The organism is Heyndrickxia sp. FSL K6-6286, assembly GCF_038630395.1.
In the GTDB taxonomy this organism is placed as follows: domain Bacteria; phylum Bacillota; class Bacilli; order Bacillales; family Bacillaceae_C; genus Heyndrickxia; species Heyndrickxia oleronia.
This window is the reverse complement of the sequence record NZ_CP152029.1, coordinates 678,812-698,536: the sequence shown is the minus strand read 5'-3', so window position 1 is coordinate 698,536 and position 19,725 is coordinate 678,812. Positions and strand designations below refer to the sequence as shown.

13 protein-coding genes are annotated in these 19,725 nt (G+C 35.0%); 3 read left to right on the top strand and 10 right to left on the bottom strand.

What is annotated here, in order from left to right:
* Positions 1-21: 21 nt before the first annotated feature.
* Positions 22-1,002: a substrate-binding domain-containing protein gene (locus tag MHI39_RS03710; RefSeq protein WP_342540702.1), complete on the bottom strand. Its 981-nt coding sequence runs from the start codon at positions 1,000-1,002 to the stop codon at positions 22-24.
* Positions 1,003-1,112: 110 nt separating this feature from the next.
* Positions 1,113-2,102 carry a LacI family DNA-binding transcriptional regulator gene (locus MHI39_RS03705; protein ID WP_216384308.1) on the bottom strand — a complete coding sequence of 330 codons (990 nt, stop codon included), beginning with the start codon at positions 2,100-2,102 and terminating at the stop codon, positions 1,113-1,115.
* 199 nt (positions 2,103-2,301) lie between these two features.
* On the opposite strand from MHI39_RS03705, the gene MHI39_RS03700 reads away from it, so the two are divergent.
* Complete coding sequence (locus MHI39_RS03700; protein ID WP_058006679.1) at positions 2,302-3,270, top strand: sugar phosphate isomerase/epimerase; 969 nt, start codon at positions 2,302-2,304, stop codon at positions 3,268-3,270.
* Between the two features lie 239 nt (positions 3,271-3,509).
* Complete coding sequence (locus MHI39_RS03695) at positions 3,510-4,556, top strand: 2,3-butanediol dehydrogenase (RefSeq protein WP_259548881.1); 1,047 nt, start codon at positions 3,510-3,512, stop codon at positions 4,554-4,556.
* Positions 4,557-4,710: 154 nt separating this feature from the next.
* On the opposite strand, the gene MHI39_RS03690 is transcribed toward MHI39_RS03695, so the two are convergent.
* The gene (locus MHI39_RS03690) at positions 4,711-5,481 is read right to left on the bottom strand and encodes an SDR family NAD(P)-dependent oxidoreductase (protein WP_058006677.1); all 771 of its coding nucleotides are present in this window, start codon (positions 5,479-5,481) and stop codon (positions 4,711-4,713) included.
* 256 nt (positions 5,482-5,737) lie between these two features.
* Between MHI39_RS03690 and MHI39_RS03685 the strand changes: the two genes are divergently transcribed.
* The gene (locus tag MHI39_RS03685) at positions 5,738-6,346 is read left to right on the top strand and encodes a TetR/AcrR family transcriptional regulator (protein ID WP_342540701.1); all 609 of its coding nucleotides are present in this window, start codon (positions 5,738-5,740) and stop codon (positions 6,344-6,346) included.
* A gap of 146 nt (positions 6,347-6,492) precedes the next feature.
* Here the strand turns inward: MHI39_RS03685 and MHI39_RS03680 are convergent, their stop codons facing one another.
* The 7 genes from MHI39_RS03680 to MHI39_RS03650 all read right to left on the bottom strand — a co-directional run bounded on the left by MHI39_RS03680 (position 6,493) and on the right by MHI39_RS03650 (position 19,650).
* On the bottom strand, positions 6,493-8,697 hold the full coding sequence (locus MHI39_RS03680; protein ID WP_342540700.1) for a CDP-glycerol glycerophosphotransferase family protein: 2,205 nt from the start codon (positions 8,695-8,697) through the stop codon (positions 6,493-6,495).
* Between the two features lie 26 nt (positions 8,698-8,723).
* A complete protein-coding gene (locus MHI39_RS03675; protein WP_342540699.1) occupies positions 8,724-10,148 on the bottom strand; it encodes a glycosyltransferase family 2 protein in 1,425 nt (474 codons plus the stop codon).
* Between the two features lie 475 nt (positions 10,149-10,623).
* Positions 10,624-10,938, bottom strand: coding sequence for an S-layer homology domain-containing protein (locus MHI39_RS03670; protein WP_342540698.1), 315 nt, complete (start codon positions 10,936-10,938; stop codon positions 10,624-10,626).
* A gap of 906 nt (positions 10,939-11,844) precedes the next feature.
* Positions 11,845-12,012 (bottom strand): hypothetical protein, encoded by a 168-nt coding sequence (locus MHI39_RS03665; RefSeq protein WP_342540697.1) that lies wholly within the window; start codon positions 12,010-12,012, stop codon positions 11,845-11,847.
* A 214-nt stretch (positions 12,013-12,226) separates the two neighbouring features.
* Entirely contained in the window at positions 12,227-15,523 is a 3,297-nt protein-coding gene (locus MHI39_RS03660; RefSeq protein WP_342540696.1) for an S-layer homology domain-containing protein, read from the bottom strand.
* Between the two features lie 942 nt (positions 15,524-16,465).
* Positions 16,466-18,136, bottom strand: a complete 1,671-nt coding sequence (locus MHI39_RS03655) for a S8 family serine peptidase (protein WP_342540695.1) — start codon at positions 18,134-18,136, stop codon at positions 16,466-16,468.
* 86 nt (positions 18,137-18,222) lie between these two features.
* Positions 18,223-19,650, bottom strand: coding sequence for an N-acetylmuramoyl-L-alanine amidase (locus MHI39_RS03650; RefSeq protein WP_342540694.1), 1,428 nt, complete (start codon positions 19,648-19,650; stop codon positions 18,223-18,225).
* Positions 19,651-19,725: the final 75 nt, after the last annotated feature.

Genomic DNA, 19,725 nt, shown 5'->3' with positions numbered 1-19,725 from the left:
ATACTAATTTAAAGTTAGAAATTAAAACTTTGAATCTGGATCATAGTGCTCATCAACATTTTCTTTTGTCACTTGAGTGGCTTCTTTTACGACCATTTTTTCTTCTGGGTCTTCCCCTTTAGCTAATTTTGCTGCAATTTTCACTGCATCCTCAACCATCGTAGGTGAATATAAGAAGGTTGCTGAAATAAGTCCACCATCCTTAATGTTCTCAAAAACTTCCTTGCCACCACCGGCACCTGTTACAAATTGAATATCTTTACGACCGGCTTCTTTAATGGCTTGGAGGACACCTAGTGCCATTCCATCATCCTGTGTAAAAACTGCATCAATTTGAGAATGAGCTTGTAAAATGTTCTGCATTACTTCTAATGATTTTTCCGTTGAGAAGTCGCCACTCTGTGAAGCAATAATTTCAATTTCACTTTCACTCTCCATCGCTTCTTTAAATCCAGCTCCACGCTGCTCTGTCACGGAGCTTGGCGGACCTGTAATCTCTACAACTTTTCCTTTGCCTTTTAACTTCTCAATAAAGTACTTTCCAGCATTTACACCAATTCCTTCATTATCACCTTTTACCACAACTGTTGCTGCATCGTTTTCTAATTCTCGGTCGACAATGACTAATGGAATACCCGCATCTTTTATTTTCTGACCTACTGGAGTCAGAGCAGCTGATTCAATTGGGAGCATGACAATGACATCCACTTTTTGTGAAATCAAATCATCAATGTCATTTGCTTGTTTATTAGGATCTGCTGCATTGGTCATTACATAGTTAATTCCTTCACTTTTCTTGAGTTCCTTTGCTTGTTTTTCAGCATTATCAATGAGTGCTCCCATCCACCCATGTGTGGCAGATGGTAACGAAATACCGATTGTTAACTTATCGTCTCCATCTCCCTTACTACTACTACTTCCTTTTTCACTACTACAAGCTACCAAGACAAAAGCAGCTAATAAGCCTATACATAAAACTAGTAACTTTTTCAATCCATTCACCCCTTTGTTTTGTATAAAGCTCCCCCTTGAATGTAATCGATTACATTTTAAGGCCAGCGCTCTGATATGAAATCAATATTTTATAACAGAGCGCTAGTCTTAATGACTGCTTATCCTGATGTAGACTCGCGTATAACTAATTCATGATCTAAAATAACACTTTCCACCTCTTTGCCTTGTATTTTATTGATCAACATTTCGGCAGCTATCTTTCCCATTTTATACATTGGTTGGGCAATGGTAGTAAGTGTAGGATGGGTCATATTGGAAAAATCAATTTTGTCGAAGCCGACGATTGCTATATCATTCGGTACATGCAATCCATTTGCGTTTATTTCTTTAAGCGCTCCGATTGCTAACAGATCTGATACAGCAAAAATAGCCGTAGGTCTATCTTTTAAATTCAAAATTTTTTTCATTGCCTGTTGGCCGTATTCAAAACCTAATTGCTTTGTATGGTAGATGTAATCGTCATTCACAGTTATCCCATGTTCTTTTAAAGCCTTTAGGTAACCCATTTTACGTTGTCTGGCATATAAATATTTTTCATCTGAATTAATCAAAGCAATTTTTGTATGACCAATTTTAATTAAATGCTTTACGGCCCGGTATGCAGCTTCTTCACTATCAATGGTCACATATGGAATAAGACTATTCTCCGCATATTCACTGCATTGAATAATGGCATGCCTTTTAGCTAACTTTGTTAATGCTTCCATATCTACAGCTGGATCCATCGAAATAATACCATCAGCCATTTTTTTTCTAACTAAATCAAAATAAATATTCTCTCTTTCCGGATTGGAATCTGTTTCGCATAGAAGAATATTATAACTTTTACCAATTGCTGTGCTTTCAATCCCTTTAATAATTTCTAAATAGAACGGATTTGAAATTTTTGGAATTAACACGAGTAGTAATCGACTTTCAGAGTTTCTTAAATTCCTACCTAACATACTAGGCTCATAATTTAATTTTTTAATTGCTTCTTCTACTTTAATTCTTGTTTTACTTTTTACAGTACTCTGTCCATTTAATACTCTTGAAACGGTAGCTACTGATACCCCTGCTTCTTTAGCAACCTGCTTGATGTTTGCCATCTTGATCCTACTTTCTATGTCCTAACAAGTTTTTTGTAATCGATTTCATTTTCATGATATTATGAACAGAATTATCTGTCAATACAAAAAATTCATACAGAAAAACATTGATTATATTCAATAATTTATATATGGTTATAAATGTAATGGATTACAAATCAGTATATTCTGAACTTTTCTTATAAAAGGAGGGCTTTCTTTGAAATTAGGTGTTTTTACAGTTTTATTCTCCGATATGCCATTTGATGACATGTTAGACTATGTTTCTTCTAAAGGTGTGGAAGCTATTGAGTTGGGGACAGGGGGCTATCCGGGTAATGCACACTGTAATGTGGATATGTTATTAATGAATCCCCAGGCTTTACAACAGTTTAAGCAAAAGGTTGAGGAGCATGGATTAGTGATTAGTGCATTAAGCTGTCATGCCAACCCACTACATCCACAAAAAAAGATTTCGGAACCGGCAAATCAATTATTAGAAAAAACAATCCTTCTTGCTTCTGAACTAGGAGTCCCTGTTGTTAATACCTTTTCGGGATGCCCAGGCGATCATGAGCATGCCCTCTATCCCAATTGGCCCGTCACACCATGGCCCCATGATTTTCAAGAAATTTTAAAATGGCAATGGGAAAAGAAGCTGATTCCGTATTGGAAAGAAAAAAATGACTTTGCAGTGGCTCATAATGTAAAAATAGGTTTAGAGCTTCATGGAGGATTTTCTGTGCACACACCAAATACCATGCTGCGGTTAAGAGAGGCATGTGGTCCTGCAATTGGCGCCAACCTTGATCCAAGTCATATGTGGTGGCAAGGTATTGACCCAATAGAAGCTATTAAAATACTTGGTCGTGAGAATGCTATTCACCATTTTCATGCGAAAGATACAATTATCGATCAAAATAATATGAATAGAAACGGACTTACAGACATGACAGACTACTCGGAAATGCGTGATCGCGCATGGTATTTTAGAACCGTTGGCTTTGGTCATGATTTAAAAACATGGGCTGATATTGTTAGTACGTTGAGACTGATGAATTATGATTATGTTATTAGTATTGAGCATGAGGACGGGTTAATGTCCATTAATGAAGGATTTACAAAAGCTGTTGAAAACTTAAAACCTATATTAGTTAAAGACTCCATTACCGAAATGTGGTGGACTTAAATCTTGAAGGACAGTGGGACAACGGAACCGACCCCCTGTCCCAACAAGTTCCTTAATTTGACACAAAATTAATAAAGGATGAAATATTCGTTTTAAATAGATAAAAGTGAAATTAGGCAGAAAGTAGTTTGAAATTTAGTTTTTATTTTCTAGTTTTTGGTAGGCTGGTCTCTTGAATATGTAATCAGAAAGAGTATACTGGAGGTGTAAAAACTATAATTTTTTAGGAGATGCATGAGATGAAAGCATTAAGATGGCATAACCAAAAAGATTTACGACTAGAAAATATTGAAGAGCCTCAAGCTCTAAAAGGGAAAGTAAAATTAAAGGTAGAATGGTGCGGAATTTGCGGTAGTGATTTACATGAATATACAGCTGGTCCAATCTTCATCCCTACTGAAACACATCCATTAAGCGGGGATAAAGCTCCAATTGTTATGGGCCACGAATTTTCTGGACAAGTTGTTGAAGTAGGTGAAGGTGTGACAACTGTACAAGTTGGCGACCGTGTTACTGTTGAACCGATTTATGCTTGTGGTGAGTGTGAAGCGTGTAAAAAAGGAAAATATAATCTTTGCGATAAAATGGGATTTTATGGTCTTGCTGGAGGCGGCGGTGGATTTTCAGAATATGCAGCTGTACCAGCTGAAATGATTCATAAATTACCAGAAACAGTATCATTTGAACAAGGTGCACTTGTTGAACCATCTGCAGTGGCACTTCATGCTGTTCGTCAAAGTAAACTAAAAGTCGGCGACAAAGCCGCAGTTTTCGGTACAGGACCTATCGGCTTACTTGTTATTGAAGCACTGAAAGCTTCTGGTGCATCAGAAATCTATGCTGTCGAGTTATCCGAGATTCGTCAACAAAAAGCAGCAGAGCTAGGTGCCATCGTGATTGATCCTAAAAAATACGATGCTATTGAAGAAATTTACAAACGTACCAATGGCGGTGTTGATGTAGCTTATGAAGTGACTGGTGTCCCACCTGTTCTAAAGCAAGCAATTAACGCTACAAAAATTGATGGTGAAACAATGGTTGTTAGTATATTTGAAAAAGAAGCACCTATCCACCCTCATGATATCGTCATGAAAGAACGCTCTTTAACTGGTATTATTGGATATCGTGACGTATTCCCAGCCGTTATCAGCTTAATGGCTCAAGGCTATTTCCCAGCTGACAAACTAGTAACAAAACGTATTAAACTGGATGAAGTAATCGAAGAAGGATTTGAAGGCCTATTAAAGGAAAGAGATCAAGTAAAAATCCTTGTTAAAGCTGAATAAATGGCAAAACCAGATTTCTATGAAAATAGAAATCTGGTTTTCCTGTTTTAAGCACAGAATTACCTAAGGACTGAGTTATAGGAAATCATGTTACCATTTTGGGACAATGGAACCGTCCCCCTGTCCCTCCCTGTCCCTCCCTGTCCCTCCCTTTTTAACGACTTGTGTATCCAGCATCAGCATGTATGACTGTTCCGGTTACGTAAGAGGATTGGTCTGAGGCTAGCCATAGGCTTGCTTGGGCAATTTCTTCTGGCTGACCGAATCTGCCTAATAGACTGAGTTGAGGTGCGAATTCTTCTTCAGTTTGTCCAGTTTCTATTAAGGCACCTCTTAGCATAGGAGTATCAATTGCTCCTGGTGCTACTGAATTGACGCGTATATTTTTATCACCGTTTTCAAGTGCAGCTACCTTTGTCATTCCTACGACTCCATGTTTAGCAGCTACATAGGCAATATTATTCGGTTGAGGACGGAATCCACTTACGGATGAGATATTAACAATACTTCCGCCTTGTCCTTGTTTAATCATTTGTTGTAATTCATATTTCATACATAGTGCTGTTCCTGTAAGGTCAACAGCGATTAGCTTATTCCAATAATCTTCATCAAATTCTGCTGCAGGGGCATTATCTGGTGTTAATGCGGCATTATTGACAGCTACATCAAGACGTCCATACTTTTCAACTGTTTTCGCCACCATATTTTGTACTTGATCAGATTTAGAAATATCAACTTTTATAAAATAGGCAGTTCCTCCATTTGCTTCAATTTCAGATACTGCTGCTTGTCCTTTTTCTTCATTAAAATCTGCTACTACTACTTTAGCTTTTGCTTCTGCAAAAAGTTTAGCTGTAGCAAGGCCCATCCCCATTGCTGCACCGGTTACAATCGCTACTTTACCGTCTAATACTGGAAATGTCATTTCAATCACCTATCCTTAGATTTGTATGTTCTTCATACTTCCCTGAAATTCTATTTTTACAATTAAAATTATTGGGCATTTGCATACCTTTTAAGCCCAAATCCAATGTTTGCATAGAATCCTAGGATCAATTATGATGAAACAAATCAAGCATAGAATATTTATATAATAGCTTCAATATGCAATACTTAATGATATGTACGATAACCAACAGATTATTTGAATTTGTACACTAAAGTTGTCTAAGGAGTTATGTATGTCTGTTCAATATCCTGATAAACGAGTAAAGAGAACAAAGGAAAATTTCAGATCAACATTATTATCTTTAATGGAAGAAAAAAACTTTTCTGAGATTACCATTACGGAGATTGTAAAAGCCGCTGATTACAATCGTGGAACTTTTTATGCCCATTATAAAAGTAAGGAAGATGTACTTGAAGAGATAATTGATGAGATGTTTGAAAAAATGACGGAGGCTTTTCGTAAGCCCTACCTTCAATTATCTGTTGTGGATCTCGAAGAACTATCATCCCATTCCATTGTATTATTCGACCACTTTCTAGAAAACAAAAAGTTCTATAAACTGATGCTGAGTTCAAAAGTAACTGTTAATTTTAGAGAAAAAATGATTAAAAAATTAGTTCAATTATTTAGAGAAGACTATTCCGAATTCACCTATACTGAAGTAGACCCCGAAATTAATATCAAGCTTTTTAATACGTATCAGGTACATGGTATTATTGGTTTAATTTTAGAATGGATTGATCATGATTTTCCCTACTCTCCTGCGTATATGGGCGATCAATTAATACATATATTAAGTTTTTACATGAAGAAAGTAGTTATTAATAAGGAAGATGATTGAATTTCATTAGTATGATCCCTACTAGCTCAGCGCTTTTTGGAAAATTAAAAGCCTATTCTTCGATAAAAACCAAAGAATAGGCGATCAATATTTATAAAGGATTAAGATTTAATAAACTTATATATCAGGACAAATGATGGAAATATCTACTCCATAAAATTAACGATCACATCTGCAAGCTTTTTATTACTATCCCATCCATGCACATTTGCATAGGTTTCCTTTAAATTACTATAGTTCGGATGGGTGATTAGACTTTCGTTGTTTGTAATTTGCTCAATAATATCTTCTACATGATTAAATGTAAATGGTTCTAATAATTCTTCTAAATCCTCATACGCTCCTCTGGCATCTCTATATTTTTCTTCGTCATTTATATAAAGGAGTACGTTCCGATTGATCGGTAAAACATCAAAGATAATCGAAGAAAAATCGCTAATGAGACAATCCGTGATTAATAATAATTCTTGGGTTTCGATATCTCCTGAAGGGATAATGATATTATCAATCGCTAAATTTTGCTTTTCCATTGAGTGTAATTTAGCAATCACGACATATTCATTCCCAATTTCAGCCGCTAATTTTCTAAGATTAATCAAGTAATTAAAATCTGGGTATTTATTTTTAAAATTATAGTCTCTCCATGTAGGTGCATATAAAATAACCTTTTTCTCATTGGAGATTTGTAATTTCTGTTTTATTTCTTCCTTTAGTACTTGATTATTATCGTTGTCCTTCAGCCATTGCACCCTTGGATAGCCATAGTTGATGATTTTATCACTAGAAATGGAAAAGGCACTCTTAAATTTATTTTTTCCGCCTTCCGAATCGGATAAAAGATAATCCCATTTCGCCACATCTTTTTTCTTGTTTCGCTTATGGTTCCGATTATATTTAGAAACAAACTTTTCATGGCTATCAAAAAACAGCTTTTTATAGGGAGTTCCATGCCAAAGCTGAAGCCATAAAGCGTCTTCCTTCTTATAAAATGCTAAGGGGGTCCAGCTTTCAGTTATAAAAACCTTTGCCTCGCCAAGAGCTTTCCAAAATTCTGCACTCTTCGGTTTGATTCGGTATTCTAGAGGTACCGCTTCGTCTTTCGTAACATAATTAATGTTCAATTCCGGATATCTTTCCTTTAAATAATCAAAAAAGTATTTAGAATTACCCGTATAACGATAATCAAAACCTAAAAATAGGACCGTATTGCTTTGAACGGGAGACGACTGATATTTCTTTTTTATTTTTTCTAGATGATATAATCGTCTTTTTTTATTTAATTTACTTTCCTTCAATTTGTTTATATAAAAATGGATATCAATCATGTTTTTTAAGCTGCGATACAGTTTATAATAACGATTTAATTTTCCTTTTTTCTGTAATTTCCTTACTAACATAATCGTATTAATTTTATTATTCATAATCAATTTATTATGAAAGTATAGCTGATTAAATAAGACAATCTTCTCAGGGATAAAATAGGTTTTATTTCGGTTATTTAATAGCTCAACTGTACTTTTCACCATTTGTTTTCGGTATTTTTTTGGTATCCGTTTTTCTGAATATAGCTGCGCTCTGTAAAAAAGATATTTATAAACCATATAAAAAGACTCTTCATGTCTTGGGCTAAAAATAGTTAATGATCTGGAAACTGCTGTAAGATAATCATTCATATGCACGGTAGTATGGTAGTTTGTTTTTGTAGTAGAGCTAGGATTAATCCTAACTTTATAAAATGGATTACTGACGATACCAATCATATTGGCATTTTGAACTACATTTATATAAAACTCCAGATCTTCATAAATATAGCCTTCTCCATAACGAATATGATTTTTTTCCAAAAAGTCCTTTTTGTATAATTTATTAACGGTAAAATACGATTCTGCTTGAAATAGCATTTCACATTGATCCATCTCTAACCATTCTTCAATTAGGAATAGATCATTATTAACATATACTTCTCCTCTATCACTATAGAGATACGTCCAATCACAGAGTACAAAATCACAATCTCTTAGCTTTGCCTTTTTGTACATAACCTCTAACGTATTTTCATCAAGCACATCATCACTATCTAAAAAGAAGATGTATTCCCCTTTAGCCTCTTGTACTCCTCTATTTCGTGCAGCTCCTTGTCTTTGATTTTGAGACTGCTGTAAAACCTTTATCATCCTGTTTTCTTTACTATGAAAACCTTTTATCACATCTACAGTATTATCTTCAGAACAATCGTCTACACAAATAATTTCTATTTTCCCATTAAAGGTTTGATGATTGATTGAATCCAATGCGTCAGCTATTAAATCTTCAGAATTATATGTCGGAATAATCACCGAAATATCATACATTAATATAAACCCTCACTTCTAGAACTCTATTTAGTAAACATGATCGATTCTTCATCATAGTTCTTTACTTTTTGACCATATTTTATTTCTTTTTTATTTCGTTTGAACAAACCTGTTAATTTACTCATCACTCTTACGTAATAATTAAACTCATTCAATTTATATAAAAGACCATTTTTAGACAAGTAAAATTCAATGTTGAGACGATGTAGAGGCAGGAATATTTCAAATCCCGCATGTTTAAAGTCTCTAACGGTAACTCCCCATATTTTTATATCTTTTTTAATCTCTCTCTTAGGGCATTTCTTTAATTTTTTTCCTATTTTTATATAGATACAATCATTTTCTGTCAGACTATCGAATTCGGAACTATAGTAACCCTCTATTTTTATCCCCAATCCTACATAGGTTTTCTTTTTGATAATTATTTTATCGGAACGATGATTCTTAGAAATACTTACTCTCTTTAATGGCCATCCATTTCTTTTTAGCGATATTAAAAATTCTTTAAAGTAATGATTCATCTTTTGTTCAAGAATGATACGATCATCCACATACCTGATGATATTGATGAAGGATACGATGAATTTTTCTCTTTCCTCTTCGTTTAAGGAAGTCATAAATATTTTTGAGTTTTTCTTATATAGATATAGCTTAATATGATACACCAATAAATACTGAATATATGGTATGACCGTCCCAAACTTAGCCAGTGACAAATCGATCAGCTTCTTATAGCCGTTGTCTAACAAGTTAAACCTAGCCATATTCCCCCATGATTCATCTACTAATGAATGTCCGTTATCTTCTCTTCTATAATAATAGACAGTGTCTGTTACTACCCCATAATAGTTATTTTCTATTAGATATTGATTGAAAGACAGGGCATCTTCCCAATAAGAAATAGAGGTAACAAAGCTAAATTGATTGTTTTCGTATAATTTCTTTTTTATAAAGACGCCACCTGCATAATAATGAATAGCAGAGTACTCTTCTAAAATGTTAATGATTCGATCACCTTTACGAAAGCGATAATTAAGTGCATGGTCTTTTATCACACCTTCTGAATCAACATACTTAATTGGTAAAATTGCCAAATCTACAGGATAATCTCTAAAAAAATGATCGACCTTTTCGAGAGCATTCAGCTCCAACGTGTCATCTGCATCTAAAAACCCAATATAATCTGAATGTTCCGACACCATTTTACATCCTAAATTTCTTGCAGCACCAGGTCCGTTATTGTTTGTTTCTACATATTTAATATGACTAGGGTATCTTTCTTTGTATTGTTTACAAATAAGAGAACTATTATCTGTACTTCCATCATTAATAATGATCAATTCTATATGTTCTCGAAAATCTAATGTTTGATTGATCACACTATCAATTGCCTGACTGAGATAATCCATTTTATTAAAAACAGGCATGATGATTGCAAATCTCCCCAAATTTCTCCCCCCTTTATTCTAGTATAAAAAAATCTTATCTATAATAACATAACAAATTGTCGAATTTTGTATAAAAACGTAATAATTATTAACCAAATTCATATACTTAAAGGAAACAGTTAAATCAACCCATAAATATTACAAAAATTATCTAATTATCATAAATTTGAGAGGGGATTAGTTGGTCATATTTCCTTTTTACTATTGCTTTTGATTTACATAGAGAGTTACAAGTACATGTTCCTTCTTTTATATAGTTCCAATGCTAGATATCTAATTAACATTGGAACTGCTACACCTATGATTTTGATAGAACACTATTAAATATCAAATATATGTATTCTTAATCTTATTAAAATCGCTTGTGCCTCCAATTATAAAAAATGTAAATTTAGAACGAACTAAAGAGAAAAGAGGGCTGATTCATATTTCAATCATCCCTCTTTTCTAATTGGTTCTTTTATTAGTTATTTTATTAGTTCTTTTCCATTTTTATTAATTTCGTATTGATGTCTCTCGCAGCCTCTTCAATTTCTTCAAACGCCCAATTTCTTGTAGGTACGTCCTTTAATGTTGGTTTATCTACTCCTGATAATGGACCTCGTTGGAATAGGCGATTGAGTACCTTAACAGCTTCTGCCCTTGTTAGCTTCTCTTCTGGACAGAAGGTATTATCATTATATACGACCATAAAATTGGTTTCTTTAGCTTCTGTTACCCAGTACTTTGCCGAAACATCCTTATAATCTGCTTTTTGGATATTAACTAAGTTCCCACAGGTATCAAACATTGCTCTCTTTTTTATTATGAAGTTGTTCGTTGGCGTAACTAAATATCCTACTAGAGCTTTAGTAATACTATATTCTCAAACTACGCATAAACAATTATTAATTCTTAGGAGGAACAAAAACAACTCCGACACAAAAACCATATATTTATGGGGTTGGTAACCAATTCAAGCCAAATGAAGTTGTTACTCGTGTGCAAATGGCGGCGATGCTCGCACGTAATCTAGATAATATGTCAAACAAACGCATTGGGCCTATGCAGATATCATGGAAGCTAAAATGCAGGGATTTATGTTAGGGGTAAATTCAAATACATTTAATCCTGAAGGATCGATCACACGCGCACAAATGGCAACAATATCACAAGGAATATTAAGCAAAATCCTGTAGAAATTTGAATGGTATGTAATTGATAAAAATATAAGCTCCAGCACGTTGCATCGCTCTTGGTCTAAAAATATAATAAGTACACATGAATATGTTTATAGGAAGATATATGCTTTATCTGATTCGAAACTTTCACTGAAAGATCTCCATCTCTTCTTGCCTCAAATATTTAATAAATTATATTATTATGAGTTAGATTTTTCACTCCCCCAATTATTAGCCATATAAACGCAAAAGTACTAATAATAAAAAACGAAGTTCAACCTTATTTTTCTTCATAGTTCATCTCTATACAAACAATAATTATATATTGAAAGTAAAACTACTAATATACTATTTCCCTTACAAGTCTATAAATTGGTTACTTATCCTTGTTCTAATTTTAATTCTCCCATTAATAGATCCCACTAATTTGGCTTTGGTCTATATTGTTACAATTTTTACCATAATAACTAATATCCAATATAGTATCTTCAGATACATCAAAGACTTATTTCAAAGTATATCCATTTACTTCTTTTTTATTTTTTGATTCTAAAATCATGAACCTTAGAGATCGACGCTCCACAGTGTACAAACTCTTGTTCTTTTACAGGCATCTCTACATAAAAACAGTATTTATCCTCTACTATTTCTGTCCTCTTAACGATCACTTCTTTAAATCTAGTTAAAACTCTGTTAGAAATCATTATGCATATATCCCCGTCTCTACTTATTTCTTGACAACTCAAATTAAAAATAAATGGTTGATATTGTGCTTTTTTATGCACTCAAATTGTGTAAAAACCTAACAAATAGTATAGAACAAAAATATAAAGAAAAGCCCATAGAGACTTATCTCCACGGGCTTTCCATTAAAATTACTTATGTGATTTTAAATACGGGATAACCCATACTTAATTATTACTTAACTGAGATAGCAATAGGTGTAACTAAAGTTTTACCTTGTGGAATATCAACACCAGTTACAGCTGTAACTTTACTTGCAGCTGTATATCCAGGATCAGCAGCAAATGTAAATGTTAACTTTTTACCATCTGCAGATAATGTTTGAGTAGCAGTAGTTGCTCCTACATTATCAACATTGATTCCTAAAGTTCCACCTGCTGTTGCAGATACTGCTTCAGAGAAAGTAATTACAATACTAGCATCTTGTGCTGTAACTTCTTTTACTCCACCATCAAGTTTAATTTCTTCATTTACTAATCCTTTTGCATTAGTAGCAGTAGGATCAGTTGGTGTAGCAGCAGTTGATGCAAATGTAGCATCTAATTGAGCCACAGTTTTAATAGCATTAACAACATCATCAATTGTAGATACTACTTCTTTACTAACTGGATTATTAGCTAATTCTACAGTTACAGAATTTTTAACAGAATCATAAGTAGCTGTTGTTTTATCATTATTTTTAACTGCATCTACTATTTTTACTGTAAGACCATTAAAAGCAGTTCCATTAGAAGGTGCAGTAACTGTAATTGAATCAGTTGCATTAACAGCTAAAGTACCTGTTGCTTTTGCTCCTGTTACTGCTGATACTGCTGCTGTATATTCAGCACTTGCTGTTACTTTCGTTGCTTTAATACTATTTACTGCAGTTTTAAATTCAGAAGTTAAGTTTTCTGCTGAATATCCACCAGTAGGACGTTTTTCTAAAATTGTTTTAGCTACAGATAATTTTTCTGCTGAACTTAATCCGCTTAATGCATCTGCATAACTTGTATCTGCCTCTAAAGCTTCAAGTACCTTTTCAGGTGTAGTAGCTTTATTTACACGATCTAGAACAGCAGTTGCACCTACAAAATTAATTGTAGTACCTACAGGTGTTAGGATAGTTCCGGAACCTGAAGCGCTAATGTTTAGAGTTGTCGGACGATTAGTTTTAACATCAAATGTAATTTTACCGTCAGCACCAGTAGCTAATTGTAAAGAATTATTTGTTGTACCAAGATTTACTCCATTAGCTGTAACTCCACTAATATCACCAAATGTTGTAGTGAAATCAAATGTTACATTAGAACCTTGAACTCCGTTGAAATAAGGGAATCCATTTTGATCTACAGGTTGGAAAGTAACTTTTGCAGTTTCATTATAAAGTAACTCTTTAACTTCATTTCCTTCTTTATCAGTAACAGTTAATGATGCTGAATTAATTACAGCAGATCCGAAATAAGTTATTTCTGCATCTTTTTGTAAATCAGATGTGCTAAGTTTACCATCATTATTATTATCAACAAATACTGTAGGTAATGCATAAGAATCTTTAGTAGTGTTAATTACAGTGAATTGTGCTTCACCATCTTTATTTGTTACTAAAGAATACACACCATTTACAGGAGTAACATAATCTCCATTTGCATTATAAATAGATACATTACCAGATTTATTACCATCTTTGAATGTAACTTTAACAGGTGTGTTTGCAGGTGCTTTATTTCCTTTATTGTCAGTTACTGAAACTTTATAGCTACGTCCACCATTATTTGCAGCATGTTTACTTCCCGCAGCAACAGTAGAGTAAGAAGCTTTATCAGTACCTTCTGCTTTTACATCTAAACCAATTGTATGTTGAACACTGAATTCAACCGTTGGTGCAGCAGCTTGAAGTTCAGTAGCATCAAGTTTACCATTTCCTGAAGTTAATTCATTCAGTGAATTAATTACTGTGTTATCAGCAAACACGATTGGAGTAACTTTCGCATTTGAACCAGTTACTGTAAATGTAGCTTCACCATTTGCATTTAATTTTACTAATGCAAATTGTACGCCACCTGTGCTTGTTTGATAAGGGAATTTATTAGCATCAGTTGATACTAATTCAACTTTTTTGCCATCTTCTTTAATAGAGTAGACACTAGCATCAGTAATTCTTGCACCACGTTCTAATTTATCAGGTGTTACCCCAACATTTTCTTTGAATGCTACATTTACTGTAGAATTCGCAGCACCAGTCACTTTGTAAACTTTCTTAGCATTGTTTGCTAATGAGTTTCCTTCAGTAACTTCTTTAATAGCTAATGCTTCTGCCCAGTAAACTTTACCGTTTGAAGAAACGTCTGATTTACTAGTCGCATATGCAACTACATCGTCATTATGTTTATAGTAACGAGTATAAGAGTAAGAAGCTACACCATTTTCGTCTGTAAGTACTTCAACTTCAATTTTGCTATTTAAGTTAGAGTCTTTACTTACAATATTAAAAGTTACAGGGATTCCAGCTTTTGATTTGCCATCCTCAACTGTTACTTCAGCTTTTAAAGTTACTTCTTTACCAATTGTTCCTTGAACAGATGGAGTAGTTACTTTAATAGATTTTGGAACTACAGCAGAAGCACCGATGAATTTACCTAAAGTAGCTGAACCAGATTTAACAGTGTATTGTTTTCCACCTTCTTGAGCAGAAGTTGTAAGAACAACTGTTTTGCTATCTGTTTGTTTAACAGCTGCGTTAGAAATAGTTAATCCATCAATTGAGAATTTAGATGCTTGAACATCTTTAGCATCAACTGCATTTTTGAAAGTTACTTCAACAGTTGTATTGTTAGTTGCTTTAACTAATTCAACACCTGGGAAGTTGTTTCCAATTACATCACCAAATTTAGAGTCAGCACGGTGTAAAAGAATTGCTAAGTCTCCACGTTTGATAGGTGCGCTTGGATCGAATTTAGAAGCAGTTACCCCTTTGATTAATCCGTTAGCATAAGCTGTTTGGATGTAAGGAGTAGCCCAGTTACCAGCTTTCACATCAGTGAATGGAGTTGCAGCATTAGTTAATGTTAAGCCATAAGCGTCAACAACTAATTTAGCAAATTCCGCACGAGTAACGTTACCTTCTGGTTTGAATGTTCCATCTTCATAACCATTTACTAATTTTGCAGCATATAAGCTGTTGATGTATTGAGTTGACCAGTAGCCATCTTTAACATCTTTGAATGGAGTTTTTGTACCTTCTTCAAGGTGTCTGATAAGAGTGATAACTTTTGCTACCTCTCCACGAGTTACCTTGTTTTCAGGTTTGAACGTACCATTTTCGTAACCATTTAAAATACCTGCTTCTGCTAAAGCATCGATAGCTGTTTTGTACTCAGGTTTTGTAACATCTGAGAACCCAGCAGCTGAGCTTGCGATTGGTGCTACTGCAGATGCAACTAATGCTGCTGTTGCTGTAGTAGCGAATACTTTACGTGACTTTTTAGCCATGTTTGTATTTCCTCCCTTTTTTTATACTACATAGTTATTTAACTAGTTTCGGAGACATAGTTTACATGATAAGTAGTTTTAAGATCAGAATCTTTCCTACTATATGTATATATGAACCTATGCCGTCTCACGAGCCTAGTAAAATACGAATGAGCAAATTTAGCATATAATGCAACTACTAGTATATCTTACCTAAAATGTGAGGTCAACCATTTTTTGCTAAGGTTTCTAGATTTTCTTTGCATTGGATAAATTTACTCAATAAAGTTATTATTACAAGATATGACATGAATTTCAAGTGAATCTATCGTTGAAAATATTACCATTTCCAATTTTTAGATCACTTGTGACCTCTTCCTATTAATTTCGACAGAAATAGTGGAAAGTTAAGGCTATTTCTGTAAAAACTAACATGTTAAAACTATCATCTGGAAGAATATATTTCCAAGATTTAAGAAAAATATACATTACCCTTGACGAAAATACAAGAATAATTGGAGAAAATCTTTGATTCGTAATACATTTGTAATATTCTTGAGACAATATCATTCTTTTTATCTAAAAATATCCAATATTATAGGGGTTACGACCCAAACTACCGGTAATTCACTGCAAAATCCTGTACAATATTACTAATCCAAAGGATGGTAATCCATTACTTTATACACAAGTAAAGACAGACTATTTCCGTCTTCCCCCTCTAAATTGCACACTTTAAGGTACTTTTTCTAACCAATCCACGTGCACTCACAATAAAAAATCAAAATTTTCTCAATGACAAATATGGTACGAGTTTGGAAGTATTTTAGCTCCTTTTCTTACCAGATTTACATCCAGTCATCACCATTTCCGATTATATGTGGAAGCAACTTGTCTTATATCTAAAATTTCATTAATTTTTCAAACAAAAAAAGAGCCCACAATCATGTGAGCTCCTTCCTTTTATTTCAATTTAAATTCATCATTTAATTGTCTTGCGACAAATACAGCAAACTCTGCTCTAGTAATTGGCTGGTTTGGTAAGAAGGTTCCATTTTCATATCCATTGGATATATGGGCACCCTTTAACGCATTCACCGCTTCATAATAGTACATATTTGATTTCACATCACTGAAAGCTGCCTTCTGACTATTTGTATACCCATAGGCTCGTTGGAAGATTAACGCGACATCTCCACGAATGATCGGGTCCTGAGGCTTGAATTGCTTGTTTTCATAACCAGTAATAATCCCATTCGCATTGGCCTTGGCAATATAGCCAGATGCATAGAAGGTTGGTGACACATCACTGAAGACCGTCCGTTGTTGCGTGCCATCATAGGATAAGGTCTTTCCGATCATGGTGACCGCTTCTGCACGTGTGACTAATTCTTCTGGGTGGAAGGTTCCATCTGGATATCCCTCAATAATCTTGTTTTCTACTAAATAATTAATTTCATCGGTGTACCATGCATCAGCTTTCAAATCTGTTAACGCCGGTAACTTCGTTGACTTTGGTGCTTGGACTAACCCATATCCATATACAGGATCTTTTCCTGGTGCCCCGAGGTCAATCGCATTTGTTTGTAGTAGACTACGAATTCTTGAACTTTGCAGAGTTGGAAATTGCTGCTTATATAGAGCAAGGGTTCCTGTCACAAATGGAGTGGCCATCGATGTTCCTGTGTCATAAGCATAGTCATCTTCAGTATCTGTTAATGGATTGTAATACGTACTGTATATTTTATTCCCCGGTGCAACAACCTCTAAGGAATCTCCAGTATAGGAGAAGGAGGAATGCTGTCCGTTTTGATCAATTGATCCAACTCCGATAACACTTGGGTAACGTGCTGGGTATAAAATATCTGTTCCTAATGGTAAGGGCTTCAATGTATTTCCTGCTGCGGCAACAATGAGAATCCCTTTACTATATGCTTTTTCTAATTCCTGCTTTAAAGCTGTCGAGCCTTCTTTACTGGTAATACTAATGTTAATAATATCGACTTGATGATTGATCGCCCATTCGATCCCGGCAATCATATCTGCTTGACGGCCATTGCCTGCAGCATCCAATGCTTTGATGGCATAAAGCTCAGCATCTGGCGCGACCCCGACCGTCCCGATATCATTATCTAATGCGCCAATGATTCCAGCGACATGTGTGCCATGTCCATTATCATCTTCATAAGATTTTGTATATTCAACAAATGATACACCGCCCGCGATGTTTAAATCGGGATGCTTTTCATTTACCCCTGTATCGATTAAAGCAATCTTCACACCTTTTCCTGTTAATCCTAATGCTTTTGATTGCTGGGATACAACTTGTGGCAAACCCCAATTGGTTTGTTGGGCTTCGGTCTGAATTTCTGGATCGTCTTCCATCCATTTCACATGTGGAAGCTTTTTGATGATCTCTTTATTCGCTGCTGGGATGGTTGCTGATACGACCGATATTTGATTAAATACATGATGAATATCTTCGGTGTATTTTTTTAATTCGGTTAGATCTGTTCCTGGGTCAATCCCAATCATAACCCGTTCATGCTGATTCGAAGTCTCTTGTGCGAAACTTTCATGAGGAAATACCAAGATTAGAAGAATGAAAGAAAATAATAGGATGATCTTTTTCATGATGAATAGGTATCCTTCCTTTATAAAATGTAAGGGCTGTCCCATAAGTGTGTATGACACTTGTTATCTGAGACAGCCCCAATAGCTTATTGTTTGTCTTTCCAATTATAGTAATCTTTGATTCCATCAACGATTGCTTGTGCTGCTAGGTTTTGATAATTATCTGAGCCTAGTTTGCTTGCATCTGATTTATTCGATAAGAAGCCAAGTTCTATTAATGCAGCAGGAAGTGGATTGTATGTGATAACTTGATAATCAGCCGTTTTCACGCCACGATCTGTTGTACCGAGAGCTTTTACTAAGCGCTTCTGAATAAATGTTGCTAGCTGCTTGCTTGCTTCCGCACGAGGGCTTAATGCAGCCTTTGTATTATAGTAGGATTCCGTTCCATTTGCACTTTCACTACCAAATTTATTGGCATGAATACTTACAAATGTATCGGCTTTCGCATTTACCCCAATATTAATTCTTTGCTGCAATGTTGGATACGTATCCCCTGTTCTCGTCATGACAACTTTGATGCCTGCAGCTTCAAGCTTTTTCTGCACCTTTAGAGACACAGCTAATGTAATATCTTTTTCCACTAGTCCATTTCCAGAGGAACCGGGATCCTTGCCACCATGCCCTGCATCAATTGTGATAACATGTTTTCCAGTGACTGGAGGTGTTGGATCTTGTGGATCAGTTGGTGGTTGTACTACAGGTGGTGCATCGGATAGATACGTCGCACTTACATAACCTGTTAAACTACCATTTGTTATGTATGCCCAGTTATTCGCAATGCTGTAGACCGTCACTTTGTCACCGCTCTTTAAATAACCAATGGCTGCGTAGCTTGTGTCAGGTCCTTTTCTTACATTTAATGAGGTAGCATTCACATATTTGACGCCAAGGGGTTTTGCTTCAGAGGATACTCGGAAGTCTTCGTTCATCCCACGTGCGACCATTAAGGAGAATTCCTCGCGGCTAATATTGTTTGTTGGCTTGAACGTTCCATCTGGATACCCATTTGAAAGTCCGCCTGTTACCATTTGATTGATAACAATTCCTAGATTCGATGTCATAATCACATCTTTAAAAGAAACATTGCTTGTTTCTTTTAACTTGAATGCTTTTGTTAGCAGATAAGCCATTTCGCCTCTAGTAATCTTGTTTGTAGGCCTAAATGTTTTGTCTTCATATCCTGTAATAATCCCTGCTTCTACTGCAGATTGAATATAGCCAGATCCAAAGCTGCTTGCCTTTACATCAGCAAAGCTTGTAGTTCTCTTTGTTCCGTCTAATCCAATCGCCCGACCGATCATCGTTGCAGCTTCCTCACGAGTCACATTATTATTCGGACGGAAGGTCTGATCAGGATACCCCGTAATCACTTTGTTATTGATTAAATAATCAATCTCCGTTTTGGACTTTGCCGGAATATCGCTCATCGTGCCTGCAGCATGACCTTTGATAGGGATCATTGCTAGGACAAGAATCGCTAAGATGGATATTATTTTTTTGTAAGTCTTCACAGTCGCGGTTCAAACCTCCCTCTATTTGTCATTTCATGTCATAGTTTATCATAATTTTCTGCTCTCTTTGACATT

Bases quoted from the DNA above. Each gene is read 5' to 3' on its own strand.
- MHI39_RS03705 (WP_216384308.1), bottom strand. From the start codon at position 2,102: ATGGCAAACATCAAGCAGGTTGCTAAAGAAGCAGGGGTATCAGTAGCT.
- MHI39_RS03695 (WP_259548881.1), top strand. From the start codon at position 3,510: ATGAAAGCATTAAGATGGCATAACCAAAAAGATTTACGACTAGAAAAT.
- MHI39_RS03690 (WP_058006677.1), bottom strand. From the start codon at position 5,481: ATGACATTTCCAGTATTAGACGGTAAAGTAGCGATTGTAACCGGTGCA.
- MHI39_RS03685 (WP_342540701.1), top strand. From the start codon at position 5,738: ATGTCTGTTCAATATCCTGATAAACGAGTAAAGAGAACAAAGGAAAAT.
- MHI39_RS03680 (WP_342540700.1), bottom strand. From the start codon at position 8,697: ATGTATGATATTTCGGTGATTATTCCGACATATAATTCTGAAGATTTA.
- MHI39_RS03670 (WP_342540698.1), bottom strand. From the start codon at position 10,938: ATGTTTGATACCTGTGGGAACTTAGTTAATATCCAAAAAGCAGATTAT.
- MHI39_RS03665 (WP_342540697.1), bottom strand. From the start codon at position 12,012: ATGATTTCTAACAGAGTTTTAACTAGATTTAAAGAAGTGATCGTTAAG.
- MHI39_RS03660 (WP_342540696.1), bottom strand. From the start codon at position 15,523: ATGGCTAAAAAGTCACGTAAAGTATTCGCTACTACAGCAACAGCAGCA.
- MHI39_RS03655 (WP_342540695.1), bottom strand. From the start codon at position 18,136: ATGAAAAAGATCATCCTATTATTTTCTTTCATTCTTCTAATCTTGGTA.